We start from the raw sequence: 25,490 nt of genomic DNA, 5'->3' as shown, positions 1-25,490 counted from the left end.
GTGGCCGGGGACGCCGCCTGATGTGCGGAGCATGCGGCCGTCTCGTCGTCGCGGATCCGACGCTGGGGCCCCGGCGGACGGTGCGGAATCTGCTGGTGGTGGCGCAGGTGGTCAACTCCGTCACCTCGGGACTGGCCGGACTGCCCGTCGCGCGGGTGAGTGGGGATGCCTGGGTCCTGGTCGGCAGGACCGGCACCAGCAGGTCCTGCGACACCGTGGGACAACTCTGGGAAGTCCTGACCGATGGCGCAATCCGTGCGTATGGGGAGGCGGGACCCCTGACGCAGAACCTGGAGGCGGCCCTGCCCGGCGCAGCGGATCTCGTCGAACGTATTCTGCTCGCGGGCCTGGCGTGGACCGCACCAGGGGCACGTGCCGCGCAAAGTCCCCGATTGCGCTCCGTTAAGACCGCCTTGACCCCGCAATCCCCGATCCCTAGCGTGAAGCCATGACCCCCGACATCAGGTTCTACTTCGATCCCGTCTGCCCCTTCGCCTGGATGACCAGCAAGTGGGTCCGCATGGTGGCCCAGCAGCGGGAGTACTCGGTGGAGTGGCGCTTCATCTCGCTCCGCCTCCTCAACAGCCACATCGATTACGACGCACACTTCCCCGCCGGCTACGAGGCCGGCCACACCGCCGGGCTCCGCCTGCTCCGCGTCGCAGCACGCACCCGGGACGAGCACGGGGCCGACGCCGTCGCCCGCCTCTACGAACGCCTCGGCACCGAGATCTTCGACACCCGCGAGGACACCTCGGACGGCGGCTACCGCGGCACCGCCGGCTTCCTGCTGCCCCTTCTCGCCGAGCTGGAGCTGCCGGCGGAGCTCGCGGAGGCGCTGGAGGACTCGTCGCTGGACGCCGTGATCCAGGCCGAGACCGACGAGGCGCTGGCACTGACCGGCAAGGATGTCGGCACACCGATCATCCAGTTCGATCCGCCGCAGGGCGTCGCGTTCTTCGGGCCCGTCATCAGCAGGCTGCCCGCCGCCGACGACGCCGTGGAGCTGTGGGACCACGTGGTGGGCCTGGCCCGCTTCCCCGGCTTCGCCGAACTCAAGCGGAGCCTGCGGGAACGCCCGCAACTGCGCAGTTTCGGGGTGGACGACGGCGAGGCAGGCCTGCAGGAGGACTGGCACGGAGGGAGCCGCCGCACCAAGAAGTAAACCCTCGGGCACGAGCGGCTCCCCGGCAGCAGACCGGGGAGTCGACGTGCGCTGGGCTATGATTTTCTCCATGCGCCCGGGCCCCATCTACCTCATCGGACCCTCGGGCAATCCGAACTTCGGTGACGAGTTCATCGCTGCCGCCTGGCTGCGTCATCTGGCGAGGACCAGGCCCGACGACGACGTCTGGCTGGACTGCCCACAACCCGGACTCGCACAGATCCTCTTCGGGGACCTGCATCCCAGAGTGCGCTTCACGAACACGCTCTGGCGGCTGGTGCACGACCACCAGCACCTGCCCACCGACGAAGCAGCGGCAGCGATCACCGAGCGCGTCACGCACCTCGGCACTCCGACCTACGACCTCGGTCTGCTCACCCTGCGCGACGCCGGCACCCTCCACCTGATCGGCGGCGGCTACATCAACGCGGTCTGGACCCAACACGTCGGCCTCGTCCACGCGATGAAGGCCACCCAGGCGCTGAGCGGGGCGCGTCTGCTCGCCACCGGGCAAGGCCTGCTGCCGGCGATCACCGGGACGCTCCCGCCGACGGACCTGTTCAGCGGGTTCGAGCACGTCACGGCCCGGGACCAGGGCGGAGCCGAGGCGTACGGCGTCGAATTCGGCCTCGACGACGCGTTCCTCGGAGCACCCGCGGCGATCCGGTGGAGCGCGGAGACCGACGGAGATGCGGGAGGAAAGGCCGACGGCCTGTTCATCTGCATCCAGAGCGACACCGTGGATCCGGCCCGGATCGCCTCCGCGGTGGCCGTCGCACGGCGCGAAGCAGCCCTCGCCAAAGACCAAGGGCGGGACGTGTACTACCTCGAGGCGATTCCCGGTGGCGACCGGGCCGCGTACGAGCAGCTCGCCGACCTCATCCCCGAGGCGAACTTCCTGCCCTTCGCAACGCTCTGGAGGGAAGGGCTCCAGCTTTCCTCACGCCAGTCCTGGGTCACGAGCCGCTTCCACTTCCATCTGCTGGGTGCAGCCGCCGGTGGCGTGGGCATCGCCGTCGTCATGAATCCCGGCTACTACGACGTCAAGCACGGATCTGTCACCGCTCTGGGCAGCGGCTGGGCGATCGCGTCCGATGACGCCGCACCGACGATGCCCACGGGCACGGGTCAGCTGGCGTCCTCCCTTCCCGAGCTGGTGGCACGGAAGACCGCGGAGGCACTCGAGCTCTACCCCGAGACGCCTGTCACCGAGAACGCTCCGGAGCCACGGTCCCTGACCAGCCAGGTCGGTGACGCCCTGCGTCGTCGGCGGTTCCGCTGACCACCTGAGCGGCGCTGCGTCCATGCCCTTCCCTGATCTCCTCCAGAGCGCCCTGCCCATCCTCTTCATGATGGTTGCGTTCTTCCTCCCCGGGTTCGTGACCCTGCTCCCGCTCCGACCGGGGTGGCCGGCCGCCCTCGCCCTCGGACCCGCCGTGACCCTCCTGGTGCTGACGGCAGCTTCGCTTCTCTTCGACCTCCTGCACATCCCGTGGACTCTGTGGGCCGTTGCCATCGTCCTGCTCCTTCCACCTGTCGCCGTGCAGCTCCTGCCGCGCCGGTTCACCTTCGACGTCCCGCTCGTGCCGGCACCGGGCCCGCTGCGAGCGGCAGCGCTCGGAGCAGGCCTTTTCATGGGCGGCGCGCTCATCAGCCGGGCGCTGGTGGAGGGCATGGGGACACTGGGTACGGCGTCCCACGGCTGGGATCCGATCTTCCACGTGAACGTGCTGACCTGGATCCAGGAGTCGGGGCGGGCCACCCCGTGGGACGTCAACCCGATCTTCGGTACTGGACGGGGAACCTACTATCCGGCCGGCTGGCACGAGGTCGTGAGTCTCTATCCGGGGGGCGTCGTCGAAGCAGCGAATGCCTCCTCGATCGTCATCGGCGGGCTCATCTGGCCGCTCGGCCTGGTGTTCCTGGCGGCGGTGCTCCTGCCGCGCCTGCCGGCGGTCTGGGCGACGACGCCGGTGCTCGCCGCATCCTTCGTCAGCTTCCCGGCCTCCCAGCTGCTCCGCAGCGGTCAGTGGCCCAACGGCCTGGCCACAGCTCTGGTCCCAGCGGCCCTCGCCCTTCTCCTTCTGCTCGTAGGCAAGGCCCGAACACCTCGGTTGCAGGACAGGGTTCTGCTGTTCGTCCTGGCCCTCGCGGTGCTGGCCGGATGCGTCGCGGCACACCCGAGTGCAGCGTTCGGCCTGGGGGCGGCGGCGCTCCCCTTCCTGATCGCCCGTGCGGCGCCCGCCCTCGTCGCGGGGTTCCGGCGACATCGGCGTGCGACGCTGGTCATCGCGGCAGCGGCCACGACTCTCGCAGTGGTGGCCGTCGTCGGGCTCATGACCTCGCGCCTACTCGTCGGGGTGATGAACTATCCACGTGCCACCCGGGCGATCCTCCCCGATGCCCTCGCCCTCGCGCTCTTCGACCTCCCAGTGTTCCCCGCGCTGAGACCACCGACCATCGACGACGTCAATCTCGTGGGCGTGCTCGTCATCGCCGGGGTCATTCTGACGTTGATCCGCCGGGAGGCGCGTCCGCTCGCCGCATCCTGGCTGATCTTCGTCGCCCTGTATGTACTCGCTGCCGGGCCGGAGAACCCGCTGCGCTTCCTCACGGGCTTCTGGTACAAGGACACGCAGCGCCTGGCCCCCTTCATCGCCATGACGGGGACCATTCTCGCTGCCTTCGCGCTCGTAACGATCGTGCGAGGCCTCGTCCGGGTGCTCGCGGACCTGATCCGCCCACAACTGCGCCTCACGAACAGAGGAGTCCGCGTCACGGCCGCAGGTACGACCGTTCTGCTCCTGGCAGCCGCCTACGCCGGGTCTGCAGGCTTCCGGCTGGCCGAACGGACATCGGTGGCAGCACACAACTACGTCACGTCGCCCACTCCGGGCGTGGGTGTCCTGTCGCAGGGAGAGCAGGACTTCATCCGCCGGGCCGGAGAGCTCATTCCGCAGGACGCCGTAGTGCTCGGGGATCCGTTCAACGGGGAGACCTTCTTCTACACGCTGACGCAGCACCGGGTCGTCTACACCCAGCTCGGTTCCCCCTCGCCCACGGCCGCCCACCGGCTCCTGCGCTCGGACTTCAATCGCCTCGGCACGGATCCCACGGTGTGCGCGGCCCTCACGGAGGTGGGCGCCACGCACTTCTACCAGGATGCGCCGGGCCTCTCCCACGGCAGCGCCGGCCTCGACTCCTGGCCCGGTTTCTACGGTGTCGACACCGCACGGGGCCTGACGCCCGTTCTCGTCGACGGCAGCAGGGCGCTCTACAAGATCACCGGCTGCCCCTGAGCCGCCGCACCAAGAAGTAAATCCCCGGGCACGAAGAAGGCGGCGCCCGCTCCGGGCGCCGCCTTCCGATCGCGGTAGGACAACCGCGGGAGAACTACAGCGAGGCTTCGACGGCCTCGGCGATCGGGGTGTCCCCGCTGGTGAACTCGATGGTCCTGTCCACGGTCCCGAGGTTGCCCAGCACGACGGCGGCCACGTGGGCCACGTCCTCGCGCGGCACGGAATCGTTCTGGGGCTTGCTGGAGACCTCGATCTTCCCGGTGCCAGCATCCGTGGTGAGTCCACCCGGGCCGAGGATCGTCCAGGCGAGCTCCGAGTTGCGGAGGTGCTCGTCCGCAGCAGCCTTGGCCTCCGCGTAGTGGAAGAAACCGTTGTCCTCGGGGACACCGTGATCCTTGCCCGCTCCGAGGTAGGACACCATGACGTACCGGCCCACGGCGGCCTCCTTCGCTGCGTCCATCGAGCGGATCGCGGCGTCGCGGTCGACGGCGTATGTCGCCTCGGGGCTGCTGCCGCCGGAGCCTGCGGACCAGACCACGGCGTCGTGCCCGCGGAAGACCTCGGCCATCTGCTCCTTCGACAGCTCGGCCAGATCGGCGACGACAGGAGTCGCGCCGGCCTGCTCCACCTCCGGCGAATGATCCGGGTTCCGGAACAGCGAACTCACCTGGTGACCCTGACCCGTCAGGATCTTCGTGAGGTGCAGGGCGACTTTTCCGTGCCCGCCGATGATGGCTACGCGTGACATGTGAACTCCTTGGCGTCGAGCGGATATCTTCCCTTCGACGGTAGTCCCCGCGCCTGCACGCTGACCAGCCTTCCCCGGGTGTTCAGCCCCCGGCGGAGCCCTATTTTCGCGCCGCGGCGGCTCCGGTCCGACCACACCCCGGCGTTGACCCTCCTGCGAGCAGCAGCTCAGCGCCGGTCCGGCAGTGCGAATTCGTCGCCGCGTACATCCAGTGCCACCCCGACCACCAGGATCTGGTCAAGTAGCCCTGTAACGCTCCTAGGCCAGCCCTCGGAGGATCAGATTCCAGTAGATCTTGGGCAGCATCACACGTTCGGCGATGAACGTGAGCCGACGCTCCCGGGCCAGGTTGTTCCACCCCGGCACCGTCGGCATCGGTGAGTACTTGTCGTCGAACTCCGAGAACACCACGGTGTTCCGGCTGACCACGAAGGGGCACGCCGAGTACTGGTTGTACTTCGTGGTGGGCTTCCTGCCCCGGGTGACCGCCCGTAGATTCTTGGCGAGGACCTTGGCCTGGGTCCGCAGGGCCGCCCCGGACTTCGAGTTCAGCGTGGACGCGGAATCTCCCAGCGACCACACCTCCGGGAAGCGGGGGTGCCGCAGGATCAGGGGATCCACCTCCACGAAACCCGCGCGATTCCCCGGCGCCGGAAGATCGGTGGTCTTCAGCCACTGGGGTGCCGACTGCGGTGGAACCGCGTGCAGGACGTCGTAGGAGAGGGTCTCCGCCGCACCGGTCGCGGTGTTCAGCAACTGCACTGTTCGCGCCTGCGGCTCCACCGAGGCCAGTTCCGTGCTGAAGCGCACCTCGATGCCGTACTCGTCGATCTTCCGGTTCAGCTCCTCGTCGATGATCTCCATCCCGAAGATGGTCGGCGTGGGCACGGCCAGCACCACCCTGATGTCCTTGAGTACGCCCTCGCGCCGCCAGTGGTCGCAAGCGAGATAGAGCGGCTTCTGCGCGGCACCGGCGCACGACGCCGGTCCCGAGGGTTGCGTGAAGACCACGGTGCCGCCGGTCATCCCGCGGAAGAGGTCCCAGGCCTTCGGCGCGAGCTCGTACTCGTAGTTCGAGGCACCGTGCGGCCCCTCCATGGCCTCCTTCAGCCCGGGGATGGACGACCAGTCGTTCTGGATCCCGGGGCAGACCACCAGGTGGTCGTAGGTGATGGCAGAGCCCGACTCCAGGAGGACCGTGTGCGTGTCCGTGCTGACGTCCACGGCCTTGTCCCGGATCCAGGCAACACCCTGGGGCGTCACGGCGGACTGCAGCCGAACAGCCTCGAAGGCGTCGGCGGTCCCGCCGGCGATATGGGAGAAGAGCGGCTGGTAGAGGTGGCGGCTCTTGGGCTCGATGACGGCGATGTCCTTGAACCGGTAGCGGCGGAGGCGCGCGGCCAGGGAGATACCCGCGTTCCCGCCTCCGATGATGAGCACCTGATGATGCCGCTGCTCGCCGGAGGCGAGGGTGACGGGAACCGTGCGACCCGTCGGGGCGGTGCTCGTGGTGGTACGGATGACGGTTACCTCTTCCGGGTCAGCCCTGCTCTGCGCGTCCTCCGACACTACCGCCCGGGTCCGACGGAAGACAGGGACGCCGAGCGAGGCCCGTTCGAGGGCAGAAGCGCTGGGCGCGGACGCCGTCGGCCGGTGCGGGCGCCGTCGTCAGCTCCAGCAGGGCACGCGGCTGGTACACGGTGGAATCCGTCGCGTTCGGGGGTGCCTGCGCGAGCATTGTGACGAGCAGGTAGAGCGTGATGAGCCAGAACCCGAGGGTCACCCGGGTCGGCCGCCTGCGGGGGCCACGCATCCCCGGGACCACTCCTGCCGAGCCGGGGAGCGGACTGCGCCGACGCTGCCGCTCGAAGAGTTCGACGTCGATGCGCGCACGGGTCAGTTCCTCCACGAGGCGCGCTGCACGCTCGGCCGCCCTCCGGGCCCGCTCGTGCTGCTCGCCGTCCGCATGACCCACCGTCATGACCGCTGATCCCCCACCCCACAAGCGTAGGTGGCGCCTCCCCTGCCCGCGGGCGCCCAGCCGCAGGATTGGGGCAGGATCGCCGCACGCCGACGGACGGGACCACCGGGCGGAAACAGGCCACCGGACGGCACGGGGGTCAGTCGCGTGCGTACCGCATCACGAAGGAGCGCAGGATCGCCTCGGGCTGGTCCACGACCGTGGCCCGCGCCCGCTCCATGTACTCCTCGGCCTGCTCCGGCGGGAAGTAGCCCGCATGGCGGTAGGTGCTGATCCGGCCCACGAGCGCCTCGACGTCGAGTTCGGGGTGGAACTGCGTGGCGTAGACGTTGGACCCCACGCGGAACATCTGCACGGGACACGTCGCGGAGGAGGCCAGGAGCACCGCTCCCCGCGGCAGGGCGGCGCAGGCCTCCTTGTGCCCCACGTACGCCGCGAACGACGACGGCAGCGCGGCCAGCAGCGGGTCCGCGGCGCCGTCGTCGCTCACGGTGATCTGTACCGTACCGATGGGCTCGGCGTAGGTGGTGTCCACGACGGCTCCCTGGTGCCGACCGAGGGTCCCGACACCGTAGCAGGCACCCAGGAACGGGAAGTCCTCCGGCACGACCCGGTCCAGGAGTGCATCCAGTTCGCGCTCCACGCGCTGCTGCACACCGGTCTTCGCCTCCTCCGGATCAGAGGAGTTGAACGGACTCCCGCCGAGGAAGATCCCGGAGTAGTCGGCCAGCTCGAGCTCGGGCATGGGCCCCTCCTCCAGCCGGATCCTGTGGAGCTCGGACCCGGCGAGGCCGCCGAAGCGCAGGAAGCTGCGGTACTCGGCGTCGGCGGCGTGGTTCTCGGCGCGGGTGGCCAGCAGGAGGAACGGTTTCACCCCTCGATGCTACTGGCGCGGCGGCCGCACTCCGCCATGCGGTCGTCCCCCGAAGCTGCGGGCACTACTCGTGGTCGGGCTCTCCTGTGACCCGGTGATCGGCGTGGTTCATCCCTTCGAGGATGAGTCGGGTGAGGTGACCGTCGATGATGGTGTAGAGGACATTGCGCGCTTCCTTGCGCGTGGACACGAGCCCGGAGAGTCGGAGTTTGGCCAGATGCTGGCTCACCGCGGTACGGGCGGCACCCGTGGCCGCCACGAGCGTGCCGACGTCGGCGGTCCCCTGGGTGAGGAGCCAGAGGATGTGCAGCCGGGTCGGATCAGCGAGCATCCGGAACGTGGCCGCCCCCGCCTCGAGGCGCCGCGCGTCCGGCTCCACAGGATGGATGAGGCTCGGTGCGCTGCCCGCGGGACGCCGTCGGGAGGACCCGGGGTCCCCACTGTGGTCGATCATGACGGTCCCTCCCCTGCGTGCTCCGGTCAGCTGGACTGCCACGCTACCGTCCTGCCTGCTGGGTTTCCGGCTCCCCCGCCCCTGTGATCGTAGACGCCGGCCAGGACGAGACGGCGATGATGACGCCGGCGAGACCCACCCCCGCAAGGACGAGCCCTGCGGCGGGGAGCCCCGCTGCCGCTCCGACCCAGCCCGCAAGCGGGTAGGTCAGCATGAAGCAGGCATGCGACAGCGAGAACTGGGCGGAGAACAGATGGCTCCTCGTCCCGTCGGTGGCCGCGCGCCGGAGCAGGCGCGAGGACGGGGTGCTGATCATCGAGGTGGCGATGCCGAGAATCGCCCATAGGCCGAGGAACGCCGTCCAGGAGCTGCCGCCGACGAGCCCGGCTCCGAGCAGGCCGACGGGCAGGAGAGCTCCGCCGAGGAGCATGAACGCCCGTTCGCCCAGGCGCTCGAGCACCCAGGGCGTCATGAACGCGACCATCATGGACCCCGCACCGTAGAAGGCCAGGGCGATTGCGACATCGGTCATGGATCCACCGAAGAGGCCCCGTGCATACACCACCGTATTGACGACGACGTGCGCGGTGCCCGCCGCAACCACCAGGTTCAGTGCGAGGAGTCCCCGCAGCGCGGGCGTACGCAGGAAGATCCGGGTCCCGCGGGAGGTTCGCCGCAGCAGGCCACCTCGAGTCCGCGCTGTCGCTGCGGTGGGTAGAGTGGTGCCGAGAACCATGGCCGCGGAGACCAGGAAACCGATCATGGTGCCGACGAACAGATCGGAATACGACATCCGGACCAGCAGTGCGGCTGCCAGGAGCGGACTGACCAGGGATTCGAGGTCGTACGCGATGCGTGAGAGAGACAGCGCGCTGGTGTAGTCCTTCTCGCTGGGCAGCAGGACCGGGATCAGAGCCTGGAAGGCCGGGGTGAACGTGGCCGACGCCGCCTGCAGGACGAACACCAGCACGTAGATCTCCCAGACCTGGTCGACGAAGGGTAGACCCAGGGCGATTCCTGCACGGATCAGGTCCGCGCCGACGAGAACCGCCTTGCGGGGCAATCTCTCGACCAGCACCGACATCACCGGGGCGACGATCACATACGCGGCCATCTTGATCGTCAGTGCCGTGCCGAGCACAGCTCCCGCCTGCCCTCCCGCGAGATCAAAAGCCAGCAGGCCCAGGGCAACGGTCAGCAGCCCCGTTCCGAGGAGGGCGACCACCTGGGCCGTGAACAGATTGCGGTAAGCGGAATCTCGGAGGACGAACAGCACCGTGGGGACCTATCGGGTGGAGAAGCGGGGTCTCCCCACTATAAGTGCACACTTACGCACTAATGAACGTTTCAGCGAGTCCCGGTGCCATCCGCGAGGCACAGTCTCGTGGTGTCAGCGCCGCTCGGCCGCCGAAGGCCCCTCGCGGCCCGCGTCCAGCTCCGCCAGTTCACGCGTGACACGCTCGACGTCGGACTTCATGATGGTGACCGGTCCGGCGCTACGCCGGCCCCGTGAGGGCTGGGTGGCGAGGACCTCGGGGTCGTGCGCGGCGCCGCTGCCCACGGCTTCAGCGGTTGCGTCGTCAGCCGTCGCACCCTCGGCCGTCGAGCCGTCGGTCGCCGGCATGGCGCCGGGCGCCTCGGCCGCGATGGAGGACGCAGGACCAGCGGGGGCGGGCTGCACCAGATCGACCGTGCGTCGCAGCGGGGTCTCCTCGATGAACAGCACACAGATCAGGGCGATGACAGCGACGGCCGCCGTGATGATGAAGATGATGGCCGTGCTGTCCCCGAAGGCGCTGCGGACGATCTCCGCGATAGGTGCGGGGAGATCCACGAGGTCCAGGGAGCCGCCCGCAGCACCCCCGGCTCCGGCCGGCACCCCGGCTGCGGCGAGCCCGTCTGCCGTCCGGGTGCTCACCTGGGTCCCGAGGATCGCCCCGAGGACGGCGACGCCGGCGGCACCGCCGAGCGAGCGGAAGAAGGCCACGGAGGCACTGGCCGAGCCGATGTCCCGTACGGCGACGGTGTTCTGCACGGCGAGCACGAGGTTCTGGAGCATCAGGCCCAGACCCAGGCCGAAGACGAACGTGTAGACGCCCACGAGCCACAGGTCCGTGAGATGGTCGATCGTCCCCGCGAGGCCCAGGCCAACGATCAGGAGCACGGACCCCGCGATCAGGTACCGCTTCCACTTGCCGTACCGCGTCACGAGCGCTCCGGCACCGATGGAACCGAGCAGGTTGCCGGCGATCATGGGCAGGGTCAGGAGCCCCGCCTCGGTGGGCGTGGCCCCGCGGGCCACCTGGTAGTACTGGCCGATGTAGCTGGAGCTGGCGAACAGGGCGATACCGACGGCGATGGACGCGATGATCGCGAGGGCCGTGGTGCGCTGGGAGATGATCTTGAGCGGGATGATCGGCTCGGGCACCTTGGATTCGACGACGAGCAGCAGCACCAGCAGGATCACGCTGCCGCCGACCATCAGGGCGCTCTCCCTCGAGAACCAGTCGTAGTAGCCCTCCTTGCCTGCGAAGGAGACCCAGATGAGCAGCAGGCTGACCCCCGCGGTGAGCAGGATGGAGCCGAGCCAGTCGATGCGGGCCTTGCGGCGGGTGTCGGGCAGCTTCAGGGTGAGCTGCAGCAGCACCAGCGCGATGATCGCAAAGGGGACACAGACGAAGAAGGTCCAGCGCCAGCCCAGCGGGGAGTCCACGATGAGCCCGCCGAGGAGCGGTCCGCCGGCTGTTGCGACAGCCATGACCCCGCCCATGTAGCCGGCGTAGCGGCCGCGTTCCCGCGGAGCGATGATGGTGCCGATGATGGCCTGGGCCAGGGCGGTGAGCCCGCCCATGGCGACACCCTGGATGACGCGAGCCGTCAGCAGCAGCGGGATGCTCTCGGCGAAGCCCGCCAGGACCGAACCGGCCACGAAGATGACGATGCTGACCTGCACCAGGAGCTTCTTGTCGAACAGATCGGCGAACTTGCCCCAGATGGGTGTTGTCGCGGCATTGGCCAGCAGCGCTGCGGTGATGACCCAGGCGAAATCCGTCTGCGAACCGTTGAGCTCACTCATGATGGTGGGTAGGGCATTCGCCACGATGGTGCTGCTCAGGATGGCGGTGAACAGTCCCGCGAGGAGACCCGTGAGGGCCTGCAGGACCTGCCGGTGACTCATCGGCTCGCTCGCCTGCGCAGCTGGTGTCATGGGCGGCTGTGCAGCCTCGGTCGGCTTCGCCGTAGGGGGATGGAGGGCCATCAGTAGGATTTCCTTCGAGTTCTTGGACGCAGGGCCCGGATGATGGCCATGCCCGTTCGCAGTGGGTTGGGAGCGAAACCAGCACTGCAGCCTCGGCAGCTCCTCCGGTGTGACGACGCGTACCACCTCGGGCATGTCGTTGCTCCAGGTAACTGTACGCGCAGGTTTTGGTTAGGTCAACTAATCAAATCGCCGATGGGGAGGGTGACCGCCACCTCTCGCCGGCCGCGTCAACCCACCCCTTGACAGGGTCGAGGCTTGCGATGAGCTCCCTCCTCCTGCTAGGCCTAGTACAAACGACACGGTGGATCATCTGTCGAGGAGCGCCCGGAACAGGGCACGGAAGAGGACGTTCGTCATGACGCGCAATGAAGCCCACGTAGAGGAAGTCGACGAGAAGGATCTCCACGTGGAGGACCACCCGAAGGAATGGGCCGCCGGCGTCCCCGGCGTCTACCACTCCATGAAGCCCGCCATCGAGCACATGGGTGTTGAGCGCACCGCCAGGACCGTGCTGAAGATGAACCAGAAGAAGGGCTTCGACTGCCCCAGCTGTGCCTGGCCGGATCCCGGCAAGCGCAAGACCTTCGAGTTCTGCGAGAACGGCGCCAAGGCCGTTACCTGGGAAGCAGCGCCGCTGGTCATCCCCACCGAGTTCTGGGCCGAGAACTCCCTCACCGAGCTCCGCGAGCGCTCGGAATTCTGGATGGGCATGCAGGGCCGCCTCACCGAACCGCTCTACAAGCCCGAGGGCGAGGACCACTACCGGCCGGTCAGCTGGGACGAGGCCTTCAAGATCATCAGTTCCAGGCTGAACGGCCTGGACTCCCCCGACGAGGCCGCGTTCTACACGAGTGGCCGCGCCTCCAACGAGGCCGCGTTCCTCTACCAGCTCTTCGTCCGCGCCTACGGCACCAACAATCTGCCGGACTGCTCCAACATGTGCCACGAATCCTCGGGCTGGGCCATGGGCCAGACCATCGGGATCGGCAAGGCGACCGTGACGTTCGACGACTACGCCGACGCGGACCTGATCATCCTCATGGGACAGAACCCGGGCACCAACCACCCACGCATGCTCACCGAGCTGGAGAACTGCAAGCAGACCGGCGGGCAGATCGTCGCCGTCAATCCGCTCCCCGAGGCAGGCCTCAAGCGCTACAAGAACCCGCAGACCGTCCGCGGCGTGGCCGGCAAGGGCACCGAGCTGGCGGACCAGTTCCTCCAGGTCCGACTCGGCGGCGACATGGCCCTGCTCCAGGCCGTGTCGAAGCGCGTCTTCGAGGCCGAGGCCAAGAACCCCGGCACAGTCCTGGACCACGCCTTCCTCGACGAGTACTGCGAGGGCCTCGACGAACTCCGTGAATACCTCCTCAAGCTCGACGACGCCACCGTGGTGGAGGCCACCGGACTCCGTATCGAGGAGATCGACGAGCTGGCCGCCCGGTACATCGCCGCCGACAAGGTGATCATCACCTGGGCGATGGGCATCACGCAGCAGAAGAAGGGCGTCGCGACGATCAAGGAGATCATCAATCTCCTCCTGCTGCGCGGCAACATGGGCAAGCCCGGGGCAGGTGCCTCGCCGATCCGCGGGCACAGCAACGTCCAGGGAGACCGCACCATGGGTATCTGGGAGCAGATGCCCGCCACGTTCATGGACGCCCTCGGCAAGGAGTTCGACTTCCAGCCGCCGCAGGAACACGGCACGGACGCCGTGGAGACCATCAGGGCGATGACCGACGGGCGTATCAAGGCCTTCGTGGCCCTCGGCGGCAATCTGGTCTCCGCCATCTCCGACACGATCGTGGCGGAGAAGGCCTTCGAGAACACCGACCTGACCGTGCAGATCTCCATCAAGCTGAACCGCTCCCACGTGGTGACCGGCAAGGAAGCGCTGATCCTGCCGTGCAAGGGCCGCACGGAGATCGACCGCCAGGCCACGGGCGAGCAGTTCGTCTCGGTCGAGGACACGGTCTGCGCCGTCCACCCGTCCTGGGGCAGCGTGGAGCCCGTCTCCGAGAATCTGCTCTCCGAGACGGCGATCATCAGCCGCCTCGCCCGGGCAACGGTCGGCAATCGCATCAACGCCGACTGGGAAGGCTTCGAGCAGGACTACGACCTCATCCGCCGTCACATCTCCCAGGTCGTGGAGGGTTGCGAGGACTACAACCGGAAGATCCGCCAGGACGGCGGCTTCGTGCTGCCCAACGGGCCGCGGGACTCGCGGACGTTCAATACCCCGACGGGCAAGGCCGTGATCACGGTCAACGATCTGCACTACATCGAGCGGCCGGAGGGAACACTGATCCTGCAGTCGCTGCGCTCGCACGATCAGTTCAACACCACCATCTACGGGCACAATGATCGCTACCGCGGCATCAAGAAGGGCCGCCACGTAGTGTTCATCAACCCGGAGGACATCACCGAACTGGGCCTGGAGGACGGTCAGAACATCGACATCCACGGTGTGTACGACGACGGCGTGCAGCGCGTACTCCGCGCCTTCCGCGTGGTCTCGTATCCCACCGCGCGGGGATGCGCTGCCGCCTACTACCCGGAGGCCAATGTGCTCGTTCCCCTCGACGAGGTGGCCCAGGGCAGCAACACCCCGTTGTCCAAGCAGGTCATCGTCCGCTTCGAGCCGAGTTCGCACCGCGCGCCGACCGAGCACGACGCCGCTGCGACCTCCGAGGCTCCCCGGAACGAGCCGGACGGCTTCGCACCGGCCGACGCGGGCGCACCGGTGAGGGAGACCGCCAACGCCTGAGGACACCGGACCCCTCCTCGCGGCTGAATCCTCTACCGGCGCATCCTCGGATGCGCCGGTAGAGTTCTGTGGTCAGCACGCACAGCGGAGGGTGCCCCATGGAGCAGGACCAGGCAGCGGACAGCCGAGCCACCCGGCCGCCGGCTGACCCGCGGGATCAGCAGCGCAACGTCATCCGGGTGCTCGTCCTCGCCCAGGTCCTGGGTGGGATCGGCGCCGGGGCCACCCTGTCCCTCGGGGCGCTCCTCGCGGCCGAGCTCTCGGGCTCGAGCGCCTGGTCGGGAATGGCCGCCACCATGGCCACGCTCGGCGCCGCAGCCGCTGCGGTTCCCCTCGCGACACTCGCCCAGCGCAGGGGACGCAGTGTCTCCCTGTCCACAGGCGCGGTGGTGGCAGGCTCGGGTGCGCTGCTGGCGATCACGGCGGCCTCCCTGTCCCTGTTCCCGCTGCTGCTCGCTGCGCTGGTCCTCCTGGGCGTCGGTTCGGCCACGGGCCTGCAGGCCCGTTTCGCCGCGACGGATCTCGCGTCCGACGCGACGCGTGGTCGCAGCCTCGCCGTCGTCGTGTGGTCGACCACCATCGGGGCGGTCCTCGGGCCGAATCTCTTCGAACCCGGCGAGGTCGTGGCGGGGATCCTGGGTATTCCCGCGCTCAGCGGCGGCTTCGTCTTCTCCGCGGCGGCGCAGGTGGGCGCTGCCCTGCTGTACCGGCTGGGGCTGCGGCCCGACCCCCTGCTGGCCGCGCTCCGGCTCCGGGTCGGCGAGCGCGCTGTTGACGGCCCCGGGGTCGAGTCCACTCCGGCGAAGCGCCGCGGGCTCGCCATCCTCGTGCACACCCCGGCGGCGCGCTACGCCGTGGTGAGCATCGCCGTCGCCCACGCGGCGATGGTCTCTCTCATGGCGATGACCCCGGTACACCTCCACGATCACGGCGCCGGCCTCTCGGTGGTCGGTCTGACCATCAGCCTGCATGTCGCCGGCATGTACGCGCTGTCGCCGGTCTTCGGGTGGATCGCGGATCGCGCCGGGACCACTCGCGGGATCCTGTGCGGCCAGCTGCTCCTCCTCGCAGCACTCCTCACGGCCTGGCGCGGCGCCGAGTCCGAGGCCATGGTGACCGTGAGCCTGATCCTGCTGGGGCTCGGCTGGTCGGCGTGCATCGTCTCGGCGTCGGCCCTGCTCGCCGGTGCGGTCGGGGTCACCGAACGCGCACCGGCCCAGGGGTCCTCCGACCTGCTCATGAATCTCGCGGGCGCCACCGGTGGCGCACTCGCGGGACCCGCCCTCGTGCTGTTCGGCTACGCGGGGCTCGGCCTCGTCGCGGCCGTCCCGGTCGCCGTCGTCCTGGGGTGGACGCTCACGCGACTGGTCGCGGCCCGACGACGGGTACCTCTCGCCGCGTGAGCCCGCTCTACTGGGCCGTGCCGGTCCAGCCCTTCTTCTCCTGGGCCTGCTCGTCCTTGTCGATGACGGCCAGCACCGTGCTCGTGGCCTTCTCGACGGCGGCACTCGCCTCGTCACGCCCCTCTGTGGTCACCGATCCGGCGGCGTACCCGACCATGAAGGCGCTGATCGCCGCGGCATCGGCGGACATGTAGTGGGACGACCGCTGGGTGAGCTCCAGGATCCGGGCATGGTCGAGCTCCAGATCGAGGATCTGGAGGGCCTGGGCCAAGGTGCGGCTCCACTCGGTGAGCGTGCGGCTTTCGTCGTCGTACGTGGTCATGGGGTTCCTCTGGTCGGAGTACGGGGGATGCCGCAGCTGTGCGAGCACCTCTGCCTCAAGATGTAGCACCGAAATCGGAGTGCTTCAACGCACGCGGAGCGGTAGCCCGTTCACCCCCACCCTTGACGCGCTCCGTCCCGGGTGCCTCACCACCCCGATCGCCGCTGCAGTGCCGCGCAGGTAAGGTGACCACAGGCTCGGGTCCCGCGCCACGCGAGGGAGCGGCCCACGCCGCCGCTGCCCACGCCTCTCGCTGAAGGATTGGAACGTGAGATGTCCCTTGTGACCCGGAGGACGCCCGCGGGCCCCGCACGGCTCGGTATGGCCTTCGTCGGCGTGCTGCTCATCGCCGTCAATCTCCGGGTGTCCTTCATCAGCGTGGGGCCGGTGCTCGGGAACATCAGCGACGATCTGGGACTCTCCAGCGCCGAGGCCGGCTTCTTCACGGGCCTGCCGCTCATCGCTTTCGCCGTCTTCTCGCCCGTGGCGCCCGTCTTCGCCGCCCGGCTGGGCCTGGACCGCGCCCTGTGGGTCTCGCTGCTGATCCTCGCGGTGGGCATCGTGCTCCGCTCCCTGCCCCTGGCCGGCGTCATCTGGTCGGGCACCGCCCTGATCGGCGTGGCGATCGCCTTCCTCAACGTGCTGCTGCCGTCCCTCGTCAAGCGCGACTTCCCCCTCCGGGTCAGCCAGGTCACCGGGATCTACACCGCGGCGCAGGCCACGATGGCCGCGATCGGTGCCGCCGTCGTCGTACCCGTGGCCCAGACCTCGCCGGCGGGGTGGCGCCTGGCCCTCGGGATCTGGGTGGGCGTGGCCCTGATCGCGATGGCGGTGCTCCTGCCGTGGCTGCTCCGGCGTACCGGGGACAGCAGCGGGGCGTCCGCGCCGGAGGTCCCGTACCGCTCGCCCTGGGCCTCGGCCCTCGGCTGGCAGGTCACGCTCTTCATGGGTCTGCAGTCCATCTCCTACTACGTGCTGATGGCCTGGCTGCCCACCATCGAACAGAGCCGCGGCATCTCCGCCGCCACGGCCGGTGTGCATCTGTCCGTCTTCCTGCTCATCAGCGTCTTCGCCAGTCTCGTGGCCGGGGGGATCCTGCATCGGGGGTCGGACCAGCGGCTCATCTCCCTCGTCAGTTCCGTCTTCGCCGTCGCGACCTTCCTCGGCCTGGCCTTCGCCCCGGGCCTGATCCTCCTGTGGGTGGTGCTGGGCTCGATCAGCTCCGGCTTCCTCATCGTGATCGCCCTGTCGCTGTTCAGCCTCCGGAGCGTCAACTACACCCAGGCGGGCTCCCTGTCCGGGATGGCGCAGTCCGTCGGCTACGGCCTCGCCGCCGTGGGGCCCGTGCTCTTCGGGGGCCTGCGCGATCTGAGCGGGGACTGGACACTCCCCCTCGTCGCCACGGCAGGCATCATGGTGGTGCTCGCCGTCATGGGAGTGCTCGCCGGGCGGAACCGCGTGATCGGGGTGCGCTGACCACGGACGCGACACCTGTCCGCAGACTGCTCGGCGTCCTGCCGTACCAGCGGTGGACGCACCTGGTCAGGGCTGACTGCTCGGACAGACCGACGAGGCCGGCGATCTGCTGCAGCGGCAGATCCGTCCGGGTCAACAGGCGGTGCGCGGCGTCGCGGCGCGCGTGGTCGAGCAGCGCCTCGAACGAGGTTCCCTCGGCCGCGAGTCGACGCTGCAGGGTCCGCGGGTGCATGCCGAGGAGCCGGGCCGCTGCATCGATGCGGGGCGGGGACGTACCCAGCATCCGCTCGATCGAGATGCGGACCGTCGGCGCCACCACGCGACCCGGCTCGGGGAAGTGGTGCCGCAGGTAGTCGAGCGCGATCTCCCGCAGCGTACCGTCCACCGCCTGCAGCGGCCGGTCGAGCAGGCTCCGCGGTACCCGCAGTAGTGAGGCGTCCTGCCCGAAGCGGACCTCGGCGCCGAAGAATCCGGTGTAACGGCTTGCGGGGGCCTTCGGCAGATGGGACAGGTGGACCGAGTGGAGCGCGTACGGTCCGTCCACGAGGAACCGGAGCATGCGATGGACGAAGGCCAGGATGGCGTCGCTCGCCTGTCGGGGCGGCGCCCCCTCGGAGGATCCGTAGCACAGGCCCACGTCGCCGGTCCGGCCCTCCGGGTCCGGCACGATGGTGAAGCGCAGGGCCGGGCTGTGGAGGAAGAGGAACTGCGAGGCGCACTCCAGGGCAGCTCCCACCGTCGGGGAGTTCTGCACCGCCACCGCGAGCGGACCGAGGATGCTGATGTCCTGGTACTCCGAGATGCGCAGTCCCAGATCCGGGCAGGGCAGCGTGCGTGCGGCGCCCTCGAGGAGCTTCGCCATCGCGACGTCGGAGACGAGGACGTCGTCGTCGTCGATGGCCTCCAGCGGTACGTGGTGGAGCGCAGCGAGCGCAGCGGCGTCCCCGCCGAACTCCTCGACCACCTGCCTGAAGCCGCGCATGCCGGCGGAGCGGATCACGGAACCCATGTCACCCAAGGGTAAATAGCTGTCGCGCGAAGTCAAGCGCGCGTGTCCCCGAGGCCGGAATACTGGAACCATGGACATACTGACCGAACACCTCGACGTCGTGATCGTGGGCGCCGGACTCTCCGGCATCGGCGCGGCCTATCGCGTCTCGACCATGCTCGCGGGCAAGAGCTTCGCCGTGCTCGAGGCCCGCGACACCGTGGGCGGCACCTGGGACCTCTTCCGCTACCCCGGGGTCCGCTCCGACAGCGACATGTTCACCCTCGGCTACCCGTTCCGTCCGTGGACCGAGGCGAAGGCCATTGCCGACGGCTCCTCGATCCTCTCCTACGTCCGCGCCACCGCGGAGGACGAGCGGATCAGGGAGAACATCCGGTTCCGCACCAAGCTCGTCAGCGCCGCGTGGTCCTCGGAGGACGCCCGCTGGACACTCGAGCTCGACGTGCGCGACGACGACGGCGCCACCGAGCGCCGCACGGTAACCTGCGGATTCCTGTACATCTGCAGCGGCTACTACAACTACGACCACGGCTACGAGCCCACCTTCGAAGGCCTGGAGTCCTTCCAGGGGCAGATCGTCCGCCCGCAGTTCTGGCCCGAGGACCTCGACTACCGGGACAAGCGCGTCGTCGTGATCGGCAGTGGAGCCACCGCCATCACGCTGCTGCCCTCGATGGCCGAGGAAGCCGCGCACGTGACCATGCTGCAGCGCTCCCCCACCTACGTCACGGCCGTGCCGAGCCGCGATACGTTCTCCGACGCGGCACGGCGCTATCTGCCCGCCGGTCTCGCGCACCATGTGGCCCGCACCAAGAATGTGCTGTTCACCCAGGCCTTCTACCAGCTGTGCCGTCGCCGACCGGAGCTCGCGAAGAAGATCATCCGCACCCAGACGGAGCGGATCGTCGGGGACGAGAAGCTCGTGGCCGAGCACTTCACCCCCGCCTACAACCCGTGGGACCAGCGGCTCTGCGTGGCTCCGAGCGCCGATCTGTTCAAGGCCCTCAAGGCCGGGACGGCGTCCGTGGTCACGGACACCATCGACACCTTCACGCCGCACGGCATCCGCCTCGCCTCGGGGCAGGAGCTGGAGGCCGACGTGGTGGTCACCGCCACCGGACTGTCCATGCTGCCCCTGGGAGGGGCCACCTTCAGCGTGGACGGCGAGCCCGTGAACCTCGGCGACTCCTGGGTGTACCGGGGACTGATGGTCAGCGGCGTGCCGAATCTGGCGCTCTGCGTCGGCTACACCAACGCCTCCTGGACGCTCCGGGCGGATCTCAGCTCACGCTACGTCTGCCGCCTCATCACCTACATGGACCGCCACGGGCATCGCTACGGCGCGCCGTCCACGGACGGCGGGATGACGCCCCGCCCCATCCTCGACCTGACCTCCGGCTACGTGCAGCGCGCCGTCTCGGCGTTCCCCAAGCAGGGCGACAGGCAGCCATGGACCATGCGCCAGAACTACCTGCTCGACGCCCCCACCGCCCTGCGCGGCAATCTCGCCAAGAACATGGTCTTCGACCGCCCGGCATCCAGCGGTACGCCCGCCCCCGAACTCCAGGAGATCCACGCATGAAGCCGGCACCGTTCCACTTCGCGGGCGCCACCGCCGTCGTCACCGGCGCGGCGGGCGGCATGGGGGAGCACCTCGCCCGCGGACTGGCCGAGCGCGGGAGCAGGCTGCTGCTCGTCGACCGAGACGCCGCGAATCTCGATGCCGTCGCCTCCTCCATCCGCGCCGCCTACCCGGACACGTCCGTCACCACGTTCGTGGCCGATCTGGCCGGGCGCGACGCCGTCGACCAGGTGGCTGCCGACCTCCTCGCCGCCACCGACACCGTGGACCTGCTGATCAACAACGCCGGCGTGGCGCTGGCCGGGACGTTCGACCAGATCACCATGGACGACTTCGACTGGGTCATGGCCGTGAACTTCCGTGCGCCGGTGCTGCTCACCCACCACCTGCTGCCCCTCATGCGCCCCGGCGGCCACGTGGTGAACGTGTCGAGCCTGTTCGGCCTGGTGGCCCCGCGCGGGCAGACCGCCTACTCCTCGTCGAAGTTCGCGTTGCGGGGCTTCACCGAGGCGCTGCGCAACGAGCTGCTGCCGCGCGGTATCGGCACCACCTCCGTGCATCCCGGCGGTATCCGCACGAACATCGCCCGCAACGCGCGCTTGGGCGGCGATCTCGACGAGGCCGCCAGCAGGAAGGCCCGGGGCGACTTCGACCGGCTCCTGACCTTCCCGGCCGATCGGGCGGCGCAGCTCATGCTGGAGGCCGTGCGGAACCGTACGCCGCGCCTGCTGATCGGCCTGAGCGCCAAGCTGCCCGACGTCGTCGCCCGGGTGGCTCCGCTGTCCTTCGGCATGCTCGAGCGCCGCGTCGCGCGTCTGTCCCGCCTGCCGGGTGCGGTGCGCCGAGCCTCCGGGGCAGGCCGCAGCACCGGACCCGGCATTGGTGCGGCGGTCGACCCCGACGGCGTGCTGGGCGACGGCTACCTGCGCGTGGACGGCGTGAGGGTCCGCTACCGGGACGAGGGAGCCGCGGAGAGGACGCCTGTGCTCCTGCTGCACGGGATCGGGCGCAGCCTCGAGGACTGGGAGGGTCTCTACGAACGCCTCGCACCGGACCACCGCGTCATCAGCGTGGATCTGCCGGGCTTCGGACTCTCGGAGCGCACCGAGGGCAAATACTCCATGGAGACACTGGCCCGCTTCGTCCTCGCGGTACTCGACACCCTCGGGGAACACCGGCCGCTGCACGTGGTGGGCAATTCCCTCGGTGGGGCGGTCGCCCTGAAGATCAGCGCCCTGGCCCCCGAGCGCGTCCGGAGCCTGGTGCTCGCGAACAGTGCCGGCTTCGGCAGGGAGGTCACCATAGCCCTGCGCCTCCTCGCCGTCCGCCCCGTGGGCAGGTTCCTCATGCGGGACAAGTCGCGGAAGGCCGCCTACCGCACCGAGAGGGCCCTCTTCTACGACAAGGTCTTCGTCACCGAGGAGCGCCTCGACCACGCGCAGGAGGTGGGCCGGAACCCCGTGTACGACGACGTCATGCTCGCCGTCGCCGGACACCTGGGGACCTTCGGCGGTGTACGTCGTCGCTGGCGGACCGAGCTCCTGCGCCGTGTGGCAGCCCAGCGCAAGCCCACCCTGGTCATCTGGGGCGACGAGGACCGCGTGCTCCCGGCGTCGCATCTCGAGCACGCGCGCGCCGCGTTCCCGCACGCCGAGTTCCACCTGTTCGAGAAGTGCGGGCACATGCCGCAGATCGAGCGGGAGGAGGAGTTCGATGCCCTGGTGCGGCACTTCGTCGCCGGAGCCGACGCCTCTGCCGCGCGCGTCTGACCGTGCCGGGGTGCTCCGATCTGCTCCCGTGCTCCGTCGTGACATAGCCGACACCCCCGGTTACCGGCTCGGTCGTGGTGGGTGCCGTAACGTCGAAGACCATTGGGGGAACAGCCGACGCCCTCGCCACCACTCGTATGCCAGGACCTGAGACGACGATGAAATCAGCGAGGACACCCTCCAGTGAGGTTGGCCGTGGCGATGATGCGGTCGCCGGGGACAATCCCGGTACAGCGCTCCCGCCTGGCGGCGGCCGCGGCGCCCGGTCGGAGGCGGAGAAGTTGCGCCTGCTCTCCGTCGCACGATCGCGGATCCTGGAGGTACAGGATGCGGAACGCTTCGACCGGATCGTCCGCTATGCGCGTGAGATCTTCGAGGTGAGCTCGGCCAGTATCGGCGTGATCACCGCCGACCAGCAGATCCTGTTCTCAGTGACCGGCCCTCTGTCCCGGAGCGTGGACCGTGGTGATGCGCTGTGTAACGTGACGATCCAGGACGAGCATCTCCTCGTCGTCGAGGACACGCACGAGGATCCGCGCTTCAGTGCCAACGCACTCGTCACGGGAGATCCGCGCATACGGTTCTATGCCGGATGCCCACTGCGTGGACCCGGTGGCTGGCTCATCGGCACGCTGTGCGTGATCGACCAGCGGCCGCGTGCCTTCACCGCCGAGGACCAGCGGGTGCTCCGCTCCCTGGCTGCCCAGGCCGAACTCGAACTGAACACACCACCGGTCGTCGAATAGATCCCGCACCCGCGGATGTCCTCGAAGATCTGGGTGTTCGAATGCCCCACCCATCTCCGAGGCTACGGGTCGGAGTGTCGTGGACCCGGCGGCCGCTCCGACGCCCTGTGAGGGGTCCGTGCATGCTCCTCGACGACCCCGAACCGGTGACGGGACTCCTCGGAGGACACAGGGCGACAGTGACGCTCGCGATGTAATTCATGGATGTCCTCACAGTGGGGATCGTGCCCCAGTAGCCACCCCAGTGCCTGCTGACGATCAGGGAAGTACTCACACGGGTACGGCGCCCGTGCATAGGCGGCTGCCAGGACTCTGTCCATGGGGGAATCCCCGAACATCGCTGCGGCCAGGATGTTGCGGGCCGAGGACATGACTCGCCGTGCCTCAGCCGAGATTCCCAGTAGGCCGGCCATGTCGACCACCACCACGTATCGGAGTCCGTGCGCGACGTCGAAGCTGCCCTGCAGCATCCGCTGGGCGGCCTCACGGTCGAGGTGGAGTGGATGACGCATGGATACGGAGACAGCACGTGGTTCCATCAGCTCGATCCGATAGTCGTCGGCGAACGAGCTGACCCCCGTCAGTGGGGAACTTTCTTCAGGCATGCACGACACCTTCACCTAGACACGACGATCACAAAGGCACTCGATGGCTGACGGCGCTCCATCGCTTCGCCTCGTATCGTCAGAAACACAGCACCGACGACGGCCGCGAAGAAACCCGTCCACGGCCCTGAGCAACCCCGCTGGCTCGGGTAGTACCACCAGAGTATCGGCATCGGATGCGGGACCGTCATGAACACGCCAACCGACCCCATCGCCTGAATGGAGCTTGTCACCCCCCGGTGACCACCGCTTCCCGGACCAGCCCAGGCCGGTTCGATGCATCAACAGGCACGCCCTGGTCCCTCCCTGCGCCCCTCGGTTCGCCCTGAATCCGCCGGCCCCGCCGGAACATAGGCCGCCCGCCAGCGCTCCAGCTCGGCGAAGAACGCGGACCGTGCCGGTTCCGGCGAGAGCGTCAGGTCGTGGATCCCGCCGGTGATGCGCACCAGGGTGACGAGCCCGCCCAGCTTCGGGGTGCGGCGGGCTATCTGGCCGACGTCGAGCACCACGTCCGTGGAGGAGACGCGATCTGGTTCCCGGACAGGGTTCGAGCTCGCGTCGGAGCAGGCCACGAACACCGGGCAGTCGATGGCGAGACCGCGATTGAGCCGTGCGTGCCCGGCGCGGATGGCCCGCAACCACCCGGCGACCACGGGAAAACCCCGGTGCGGCTTCCAAGCGAGATCGTAGTCCCACTCCCCGCTGGATTCCCGGTGCAGGAAGCGCCCGTAGGCGGATCCGAGGGAGCTGACCACGGTCTTCGGCTTCAGCGTGCCGAGCTTACGCACCGCGAGGGTGCCGACCGTGCGCTGGAGGAAGCCCGCGTTGAGATCGAACCACGGGCTGTTGAGCACCAGCGCGTCGACGATGCCGCGCCCGCGCCGGTCGTGGGCCCACAGCGAGGTCACCAGACCGCCGGTCGAATGGCCCATGACCACGAGGACGTCGTGGCTTTCCTCCTCACGGATGATCCGGGCTGCGGCATCCAGCTCCTCGTCGTAGGCCTCGAGAGCCGTGATGTAGTTGGGGCTCTGGTGCTCACGCAGCGAGCGCCCGTACTTCCGCAAATCCAGGGCGTAGAAGTCGAACCCGGCCCCGAGCCAGGCGTCGGCGAGATGCTGCTGGAAGAAGTAGTCCACGAAGCCGTGCACGTAGAGGACTGCGCGCCGCGATCCTCCCGGTAGGGCCCGGCGCACCAGCGTGGCCACGACCTCGCCCTCCTCGTCGGGCCGCAGGGGGATGGTCCGTGCCTCGTAGCCCTCGCCCAGGACGTCCGGTCCGTACGTGTGCTGCTGTGTGGTCGTCATCGATCGTGGTCCTCCCTGACCTGTTTCCGGCGTGCGCTGCCCGGTACGGCGTCACTGCCGGGCCTCCGGACCCAGTCTTGCACCGGTTCTGCCCGGGGCCGGGTCCATCTGCTCCGAGCCACGCCTCCATCGGCCCTAGATTGGGATCATGAGCATCCGGATCACGACGGCGACAGCGGACGATGCCGAGGCACTGGCCGAGTGCGCCGCGATCACCTTCCCCCTCGCCTGCCCTCCGGCATCGCGCCCCGAGGACATCGAGCGGCACATCGCCACGCACCTCTCGGCTGCGCGTTTTGCTGCCCTGGTCGGCATGCCCGGCCACACGATCCTCTGCCTCCGGGAGGACGCGCGGGTCGTGGGGTGGAGCATGGTGGTCCTCGACCAGCCCGCTGACGCGGATGTGCTCGACGCCCTGTCCCTCTCCCCGGTGGTGGAGCTGAGCAAGTTCTACGTCCATCCCGAGCAGCACGGGCGGGGTACGGCCGCCGCACTCATGGCGGCGACACTGGAGCTCGCTGCGCGCTCAGGACTGCCCGGAGTATGGCTCGGCGTGAACCAGGAGAATCCCCGCGCCATCCGCTTCTACGAGAAGAGCGGCTTCCGGATCGTCGGCACCAAGCGGTTCCGCCTAGGGGACCGGTTCGAAGACGATTTCATCCTCGAGCAGCCGTTGGCCATGGCCCCGTGATCGGTCTCGGTCGACTGAGACACAACGTGC

Annotated in this window: 22 protein-coding genes; 11 read left to right on the top strand and 11 right to left on the bottom strand. The window is 68.9% G+C overall.

Annotated features, from left to right (window positions below; translation table 11 throughout):
* The first annotated feature begins 20 nt into the window (after positions 1-20).
* The 4 genes from FQ377_RS12030 to FQ377_RS12015 all read left to right on the top strand — a co-directional run bounded on the left by FQ377_RS12030 (position 21) and on the right by FQ377_RS12015 (position 4,464).
* Entirely contained in the window at positions 21-452 is a 432-nt protein-coding gene (locus FQ377_RS12030) for a hypothetical protein (protein WP_148601506.1), read from the top strand.
* On the top strand, positions 449-1,165 hold the full coding sequence (locus FQ377_RS12025; RefSeq protein ID WP_148601505.1) for a mycothiol-dependent nitroreductase Rv2466c family protein: 717 nt from the start codon (positions 449-451) through the stop codon (positions 1,163-1,165). The genes FQ377_RS12030 and FQ377_RS12025 overlap by 4 nt, the downstream gene beginning before the upstream one ends.
* Before the next feature lie 70 nt (positions 1,166-1,235).
* A complete protein-coding gene (locus FQ377_RS12020; protein ID WP_187393352.1) occupies positions 1,236-2,447 on the top strand; it encodes a polysaccharide pyruvyl transferase family protein in 1,212 nt (403 codons plus the stop codon).
* 22 nt (positions 2,448-2,469) lie between these two features.
* Positions 2,470-4,464, top strand: coding sequence for a DUF6541 family protein (locus FQ377_RS12015; RefSeq protein WP_148601503.1), 1,995 nt, complete (start codon positions 2,470-2,472; stop codon positions 4,462-4,464).
* Positions 4,465-4,558: 94 nt separating this feature from the next.
* Here FQ377_RS12015 and FQ377_RS12010 read toward each other — a convergent pair whose 3' ends face one another.
* From FQ377_RS12010 to FQ377_RS11980, 7 genes are all read right to left on the bottom strand, one after another.
* Positions 4,559-5,212: an SDR family oxidoreductase gene (locus tag FQ377_RS12010; RefSeq protein ID WP_148601502.1), complete on the bottom strand. Its 654-nt coding sequence runs from the start codon at positions 5,210-5,212 to the stop codon at positions 4,559-4,561.
* 258 nt (positions 5,213-5,470) lie between these two features.
* The gene (locus FQ377_RS12005; RefSeq protein ID WP_262364439.1) at positions 5,471-6,652 is read right to left on the bottom strand and encodes an NAD(P)/FAD-dependent oxidoreductase; all 1,182 of its coding nucleotides are present in this window, start codon (positions 6,650-6,652) and stop codon (positions 5,471-5,473) included.
* A 100-nt stretch (positions 6,653-6,752) separates the two neighbouring features.
* A complete protein-coding gene (locus FQ377_RS12000) occupies positions 6,753-7,193 on the bottom strand; it encodes a hypothetical protein (protein ID WP_148601501.1) in 441 nt (146 codons plus the stop codon).
* Positions 7,194-7,332: 139 nt separating this feature from the next.
* Positions 7,333-8,067, bottom strand: a complete 735-nt coding sequence (locus FQ377_RS11995) for a glutamine amidotransferase (protein WP_148601500.1) — start codon at positions 8,065-8,067, stop codon at positions 7,333-7,335.
* 64 nt (positions 8,068-8,131) lie between these two features.
* Positions 8,132-8,563: an ArsR/SmtB family transcription factor gene (locus FQ377_RS11990; RefSeq protein ID WP_472974037.1), complete on the bottom strand. Its 432-nt coding sequence runs from the start codon at positions 8,561-8,563 to the stop codon at positions 8,132-8,134.
* A 1-nt stretch (position 8,564) separates the two neighbouring features.
* Positions 8,565-9,797 (bottom strand): MFS transporter, encoded by a 1,233-nt coding sequence (locus tag FQ377_RS11985; protein ID WP_148601499.1) that lies wholly within the window; start codon positions 9,795-9,797, stop codon positions 8,565-8,567.
* Positions 9,798-9,911: 114 nt separating this feature from the next.
* Positions 9,912-11,699: an MFS transporter gene (locus FQ377_RS11980; RefSeq protein ID WP_148601565.1), complete on the bottom strand. Its 1,788-nt coding sequence runs from the start codon at positions 11,697-11,699 to the stop codon at positions 9,912-9,914.
* Positions 11,700-12,138: 439 nt separating this feature from the next.
* Between FQ377_RS11980 and FQ377_RS11975 the strand changes: the two genes are divergently transcribed.
* Together FQ377_RS11975 and FQ377_RS11970 are read left to right on the top strand one after the other, a co-directional pair.
* Positions 12,139-14,550 (top strand): FdhF/YdeP family oxidoreductase, encoded by a 2,412-nt coding sequence (locus FQ377_RS11975; RefSeq protein ID WP_148601498.1) that lies wholly within the window; start codon positions 12,139-12,141, stop codon positions 14,548-14,550.
* 98 nt (positions 14,551-14,648) lie between these two features.
* Positions 14,649-15,953 carry an MFS transporter gene (locus tag FQ377_RS11970; RefSeq protein WP_148601497.1) on the top strand — a complete coding sequence of 435 codons (1,305 nt, stop codon included), beginning with the start codon at positions 14,649-14,651 and terminating at the stop codon, positions 15,951-15,953.
* Between the two features lie 7 nt (positions 15,954-15,960).
* Here FQ377_RS11970 and FQ377_RS11965 read toward each other — a convergent pair whose 3' ends face one another.
* Positions 15,961-16,275 carry a DUF6457 domain-containing protein gene (locus tag FQ377_RS11965; protein ID WP_148601496.1) on the bottom strand — a complete coding sequence of 105 codons (315 nt, stop codon included), beginning with the start codon at positions 16,273-16,275 and terminating at the stop codon, positions 15,961-15,963.
* A 273-nt stretch (positions 16,276-16,548) separates the two neighbouring features.
* Here FQ377_RS11965 and FQ377_RS11960 point away from each other — a divergent pair, with 273 nt between their 5' ends.
* Positions 16,549-17,751 carry an MFS transporter gene (locus tag FQ377_RS11960; protein WP_148601495.1) on the top strand — a complete coding sequence of 401 codons (1,203 nt, stop codon included), beginning with the start codon at positions 16,549-16,551 and terminating at the stop codon, positions 17,749-17,751.
* On the opposite strand, the gene FQ377_RS11955 is transcribed toward FQ377_RS11960, so the two are convergent.
* The gene (locus FQ377_RS11955) at positions 17,705-18,760 is read right to left on the bottom strand and encodes an AraC family transcriptional regulator (RefSeq protein ID WP_148601494.1); all 1,056 of its coding nucleotides are present in this window, start codon (positions 18,758-18,760) and stop codon (positions 17,705-17,707) included. The genes FQ377_RS11960 and FQ377_RS11955 overlap by 47 nt on opposite strands.
* A gap of 70 nt (positions 18,761-18,830) precedes the next feature.
* On the opposite strand from FQ377_RS11955, the gene FQ377_RS11950 reads away from it, so the two are divergent.
* From FQ377_RS11950 to FQ377_RS11940, 3 genes are all read left to right on the top strand, one after another.
* Positions 18,831-20,342 (top strand): flavin-containing monooxygenase, encoded by a 1,512-nt coding sequence (locus FQ377_RS11950; protein ID WP_148601493.1) that lies wholly within the window; start codon positions 18,831-18,833, stop codon positions 20,340-20,342.
* Positions 20,339-22,111: an SDR family NAD(P)-dependent oxidoreductase gene (locus FQ377_RS15000; protein ID WP_222861870.1), complete on the top strand. Its 1,773-nt coding sequence runs from the start codon at positions 20,339-20,341 to the stop codon at positions 22,109-22,111. The genes FQ377_RS11950 and FQ377_RS15000 overlap by 4 nt, the downstream gene beginning before the upstream one ends.
* Positions 22,112-22,269: 158 nt before the next feature.
* Positions 22,270-22,857 carry a GAF domain-containing protein gene (locus tag FQ377_RS11940; RefSeq protein ID WP_187393351.1) on the top strand — a complete coding sequence of 196 codons (588 nt, stop codon included), beginning with the start codon at positions 22,270-22,272 and terminating at the stop codon, positions 22,855-22,857.
* Positions 22,858-22,919: 62 nt separating this feature from the next.
* Here the strand turns inward: FQ377_RS11940 and FQ377_RS11935 are convergent, their stop codons facing one another.
* Positions 22,920-23,462, bottom strand: a complete 543-nt coding sequence (locus FQ377_RS11935; protein ID WP_148601491.1) for a DUF7793 family protein — start codon at positions 23,460-23,462, stop codon at positions 22,920-22,922.
* 281 nt (positions 23,463-23,743) lie between these two features.
* The gene (locus tag FQ377_RS11930) at positions 23,744-24,769 is read right to left on the bottom strand and encodes an alpha/beta hydrolase (RefSeq protein ID WP_148601490.1); all 1,026 of its coding nucleotides are present in this window, start codon (positions 24,767-24,769) and stop codon (positions 23,744-23,746) included.
* Positions 24,770-24,917: 148 nt separating this feature from the next.
* Here FQ377_RS11930 and FQ377_RS11925 point away from each other — a divergent pair, with 148 nt between their 5' ends.
* On the top strand, positions 24,918-25,460 hold the full coding sequence (locus tag FQ377_RS11925) for a GNAT family N-acetyltransferase (RefSeq protein ID WP_148601489.1): 543 nt from the start codon (positions 24,918-24,920) through the stop codon (positions 25,458-25,460).
* The last annotated feature ends 30 nt before the right edge of the window (positions 25,461-25,490 follow it).

This window comes from Arthrobacter echini, from assembly GCF_008107445.1.
GTDB lineage: Bacteria > Actinomycetota > Actinomycetes > Actinomycetales > Micrococcaceae > Arthrobacter_D > Arthrobacter_D echini_A.
The sequence above is the reverse complement of the archived record's forward strand: the minus strand, read 5'-3'. Positions and strand labels throughout refer to the sequence as shown.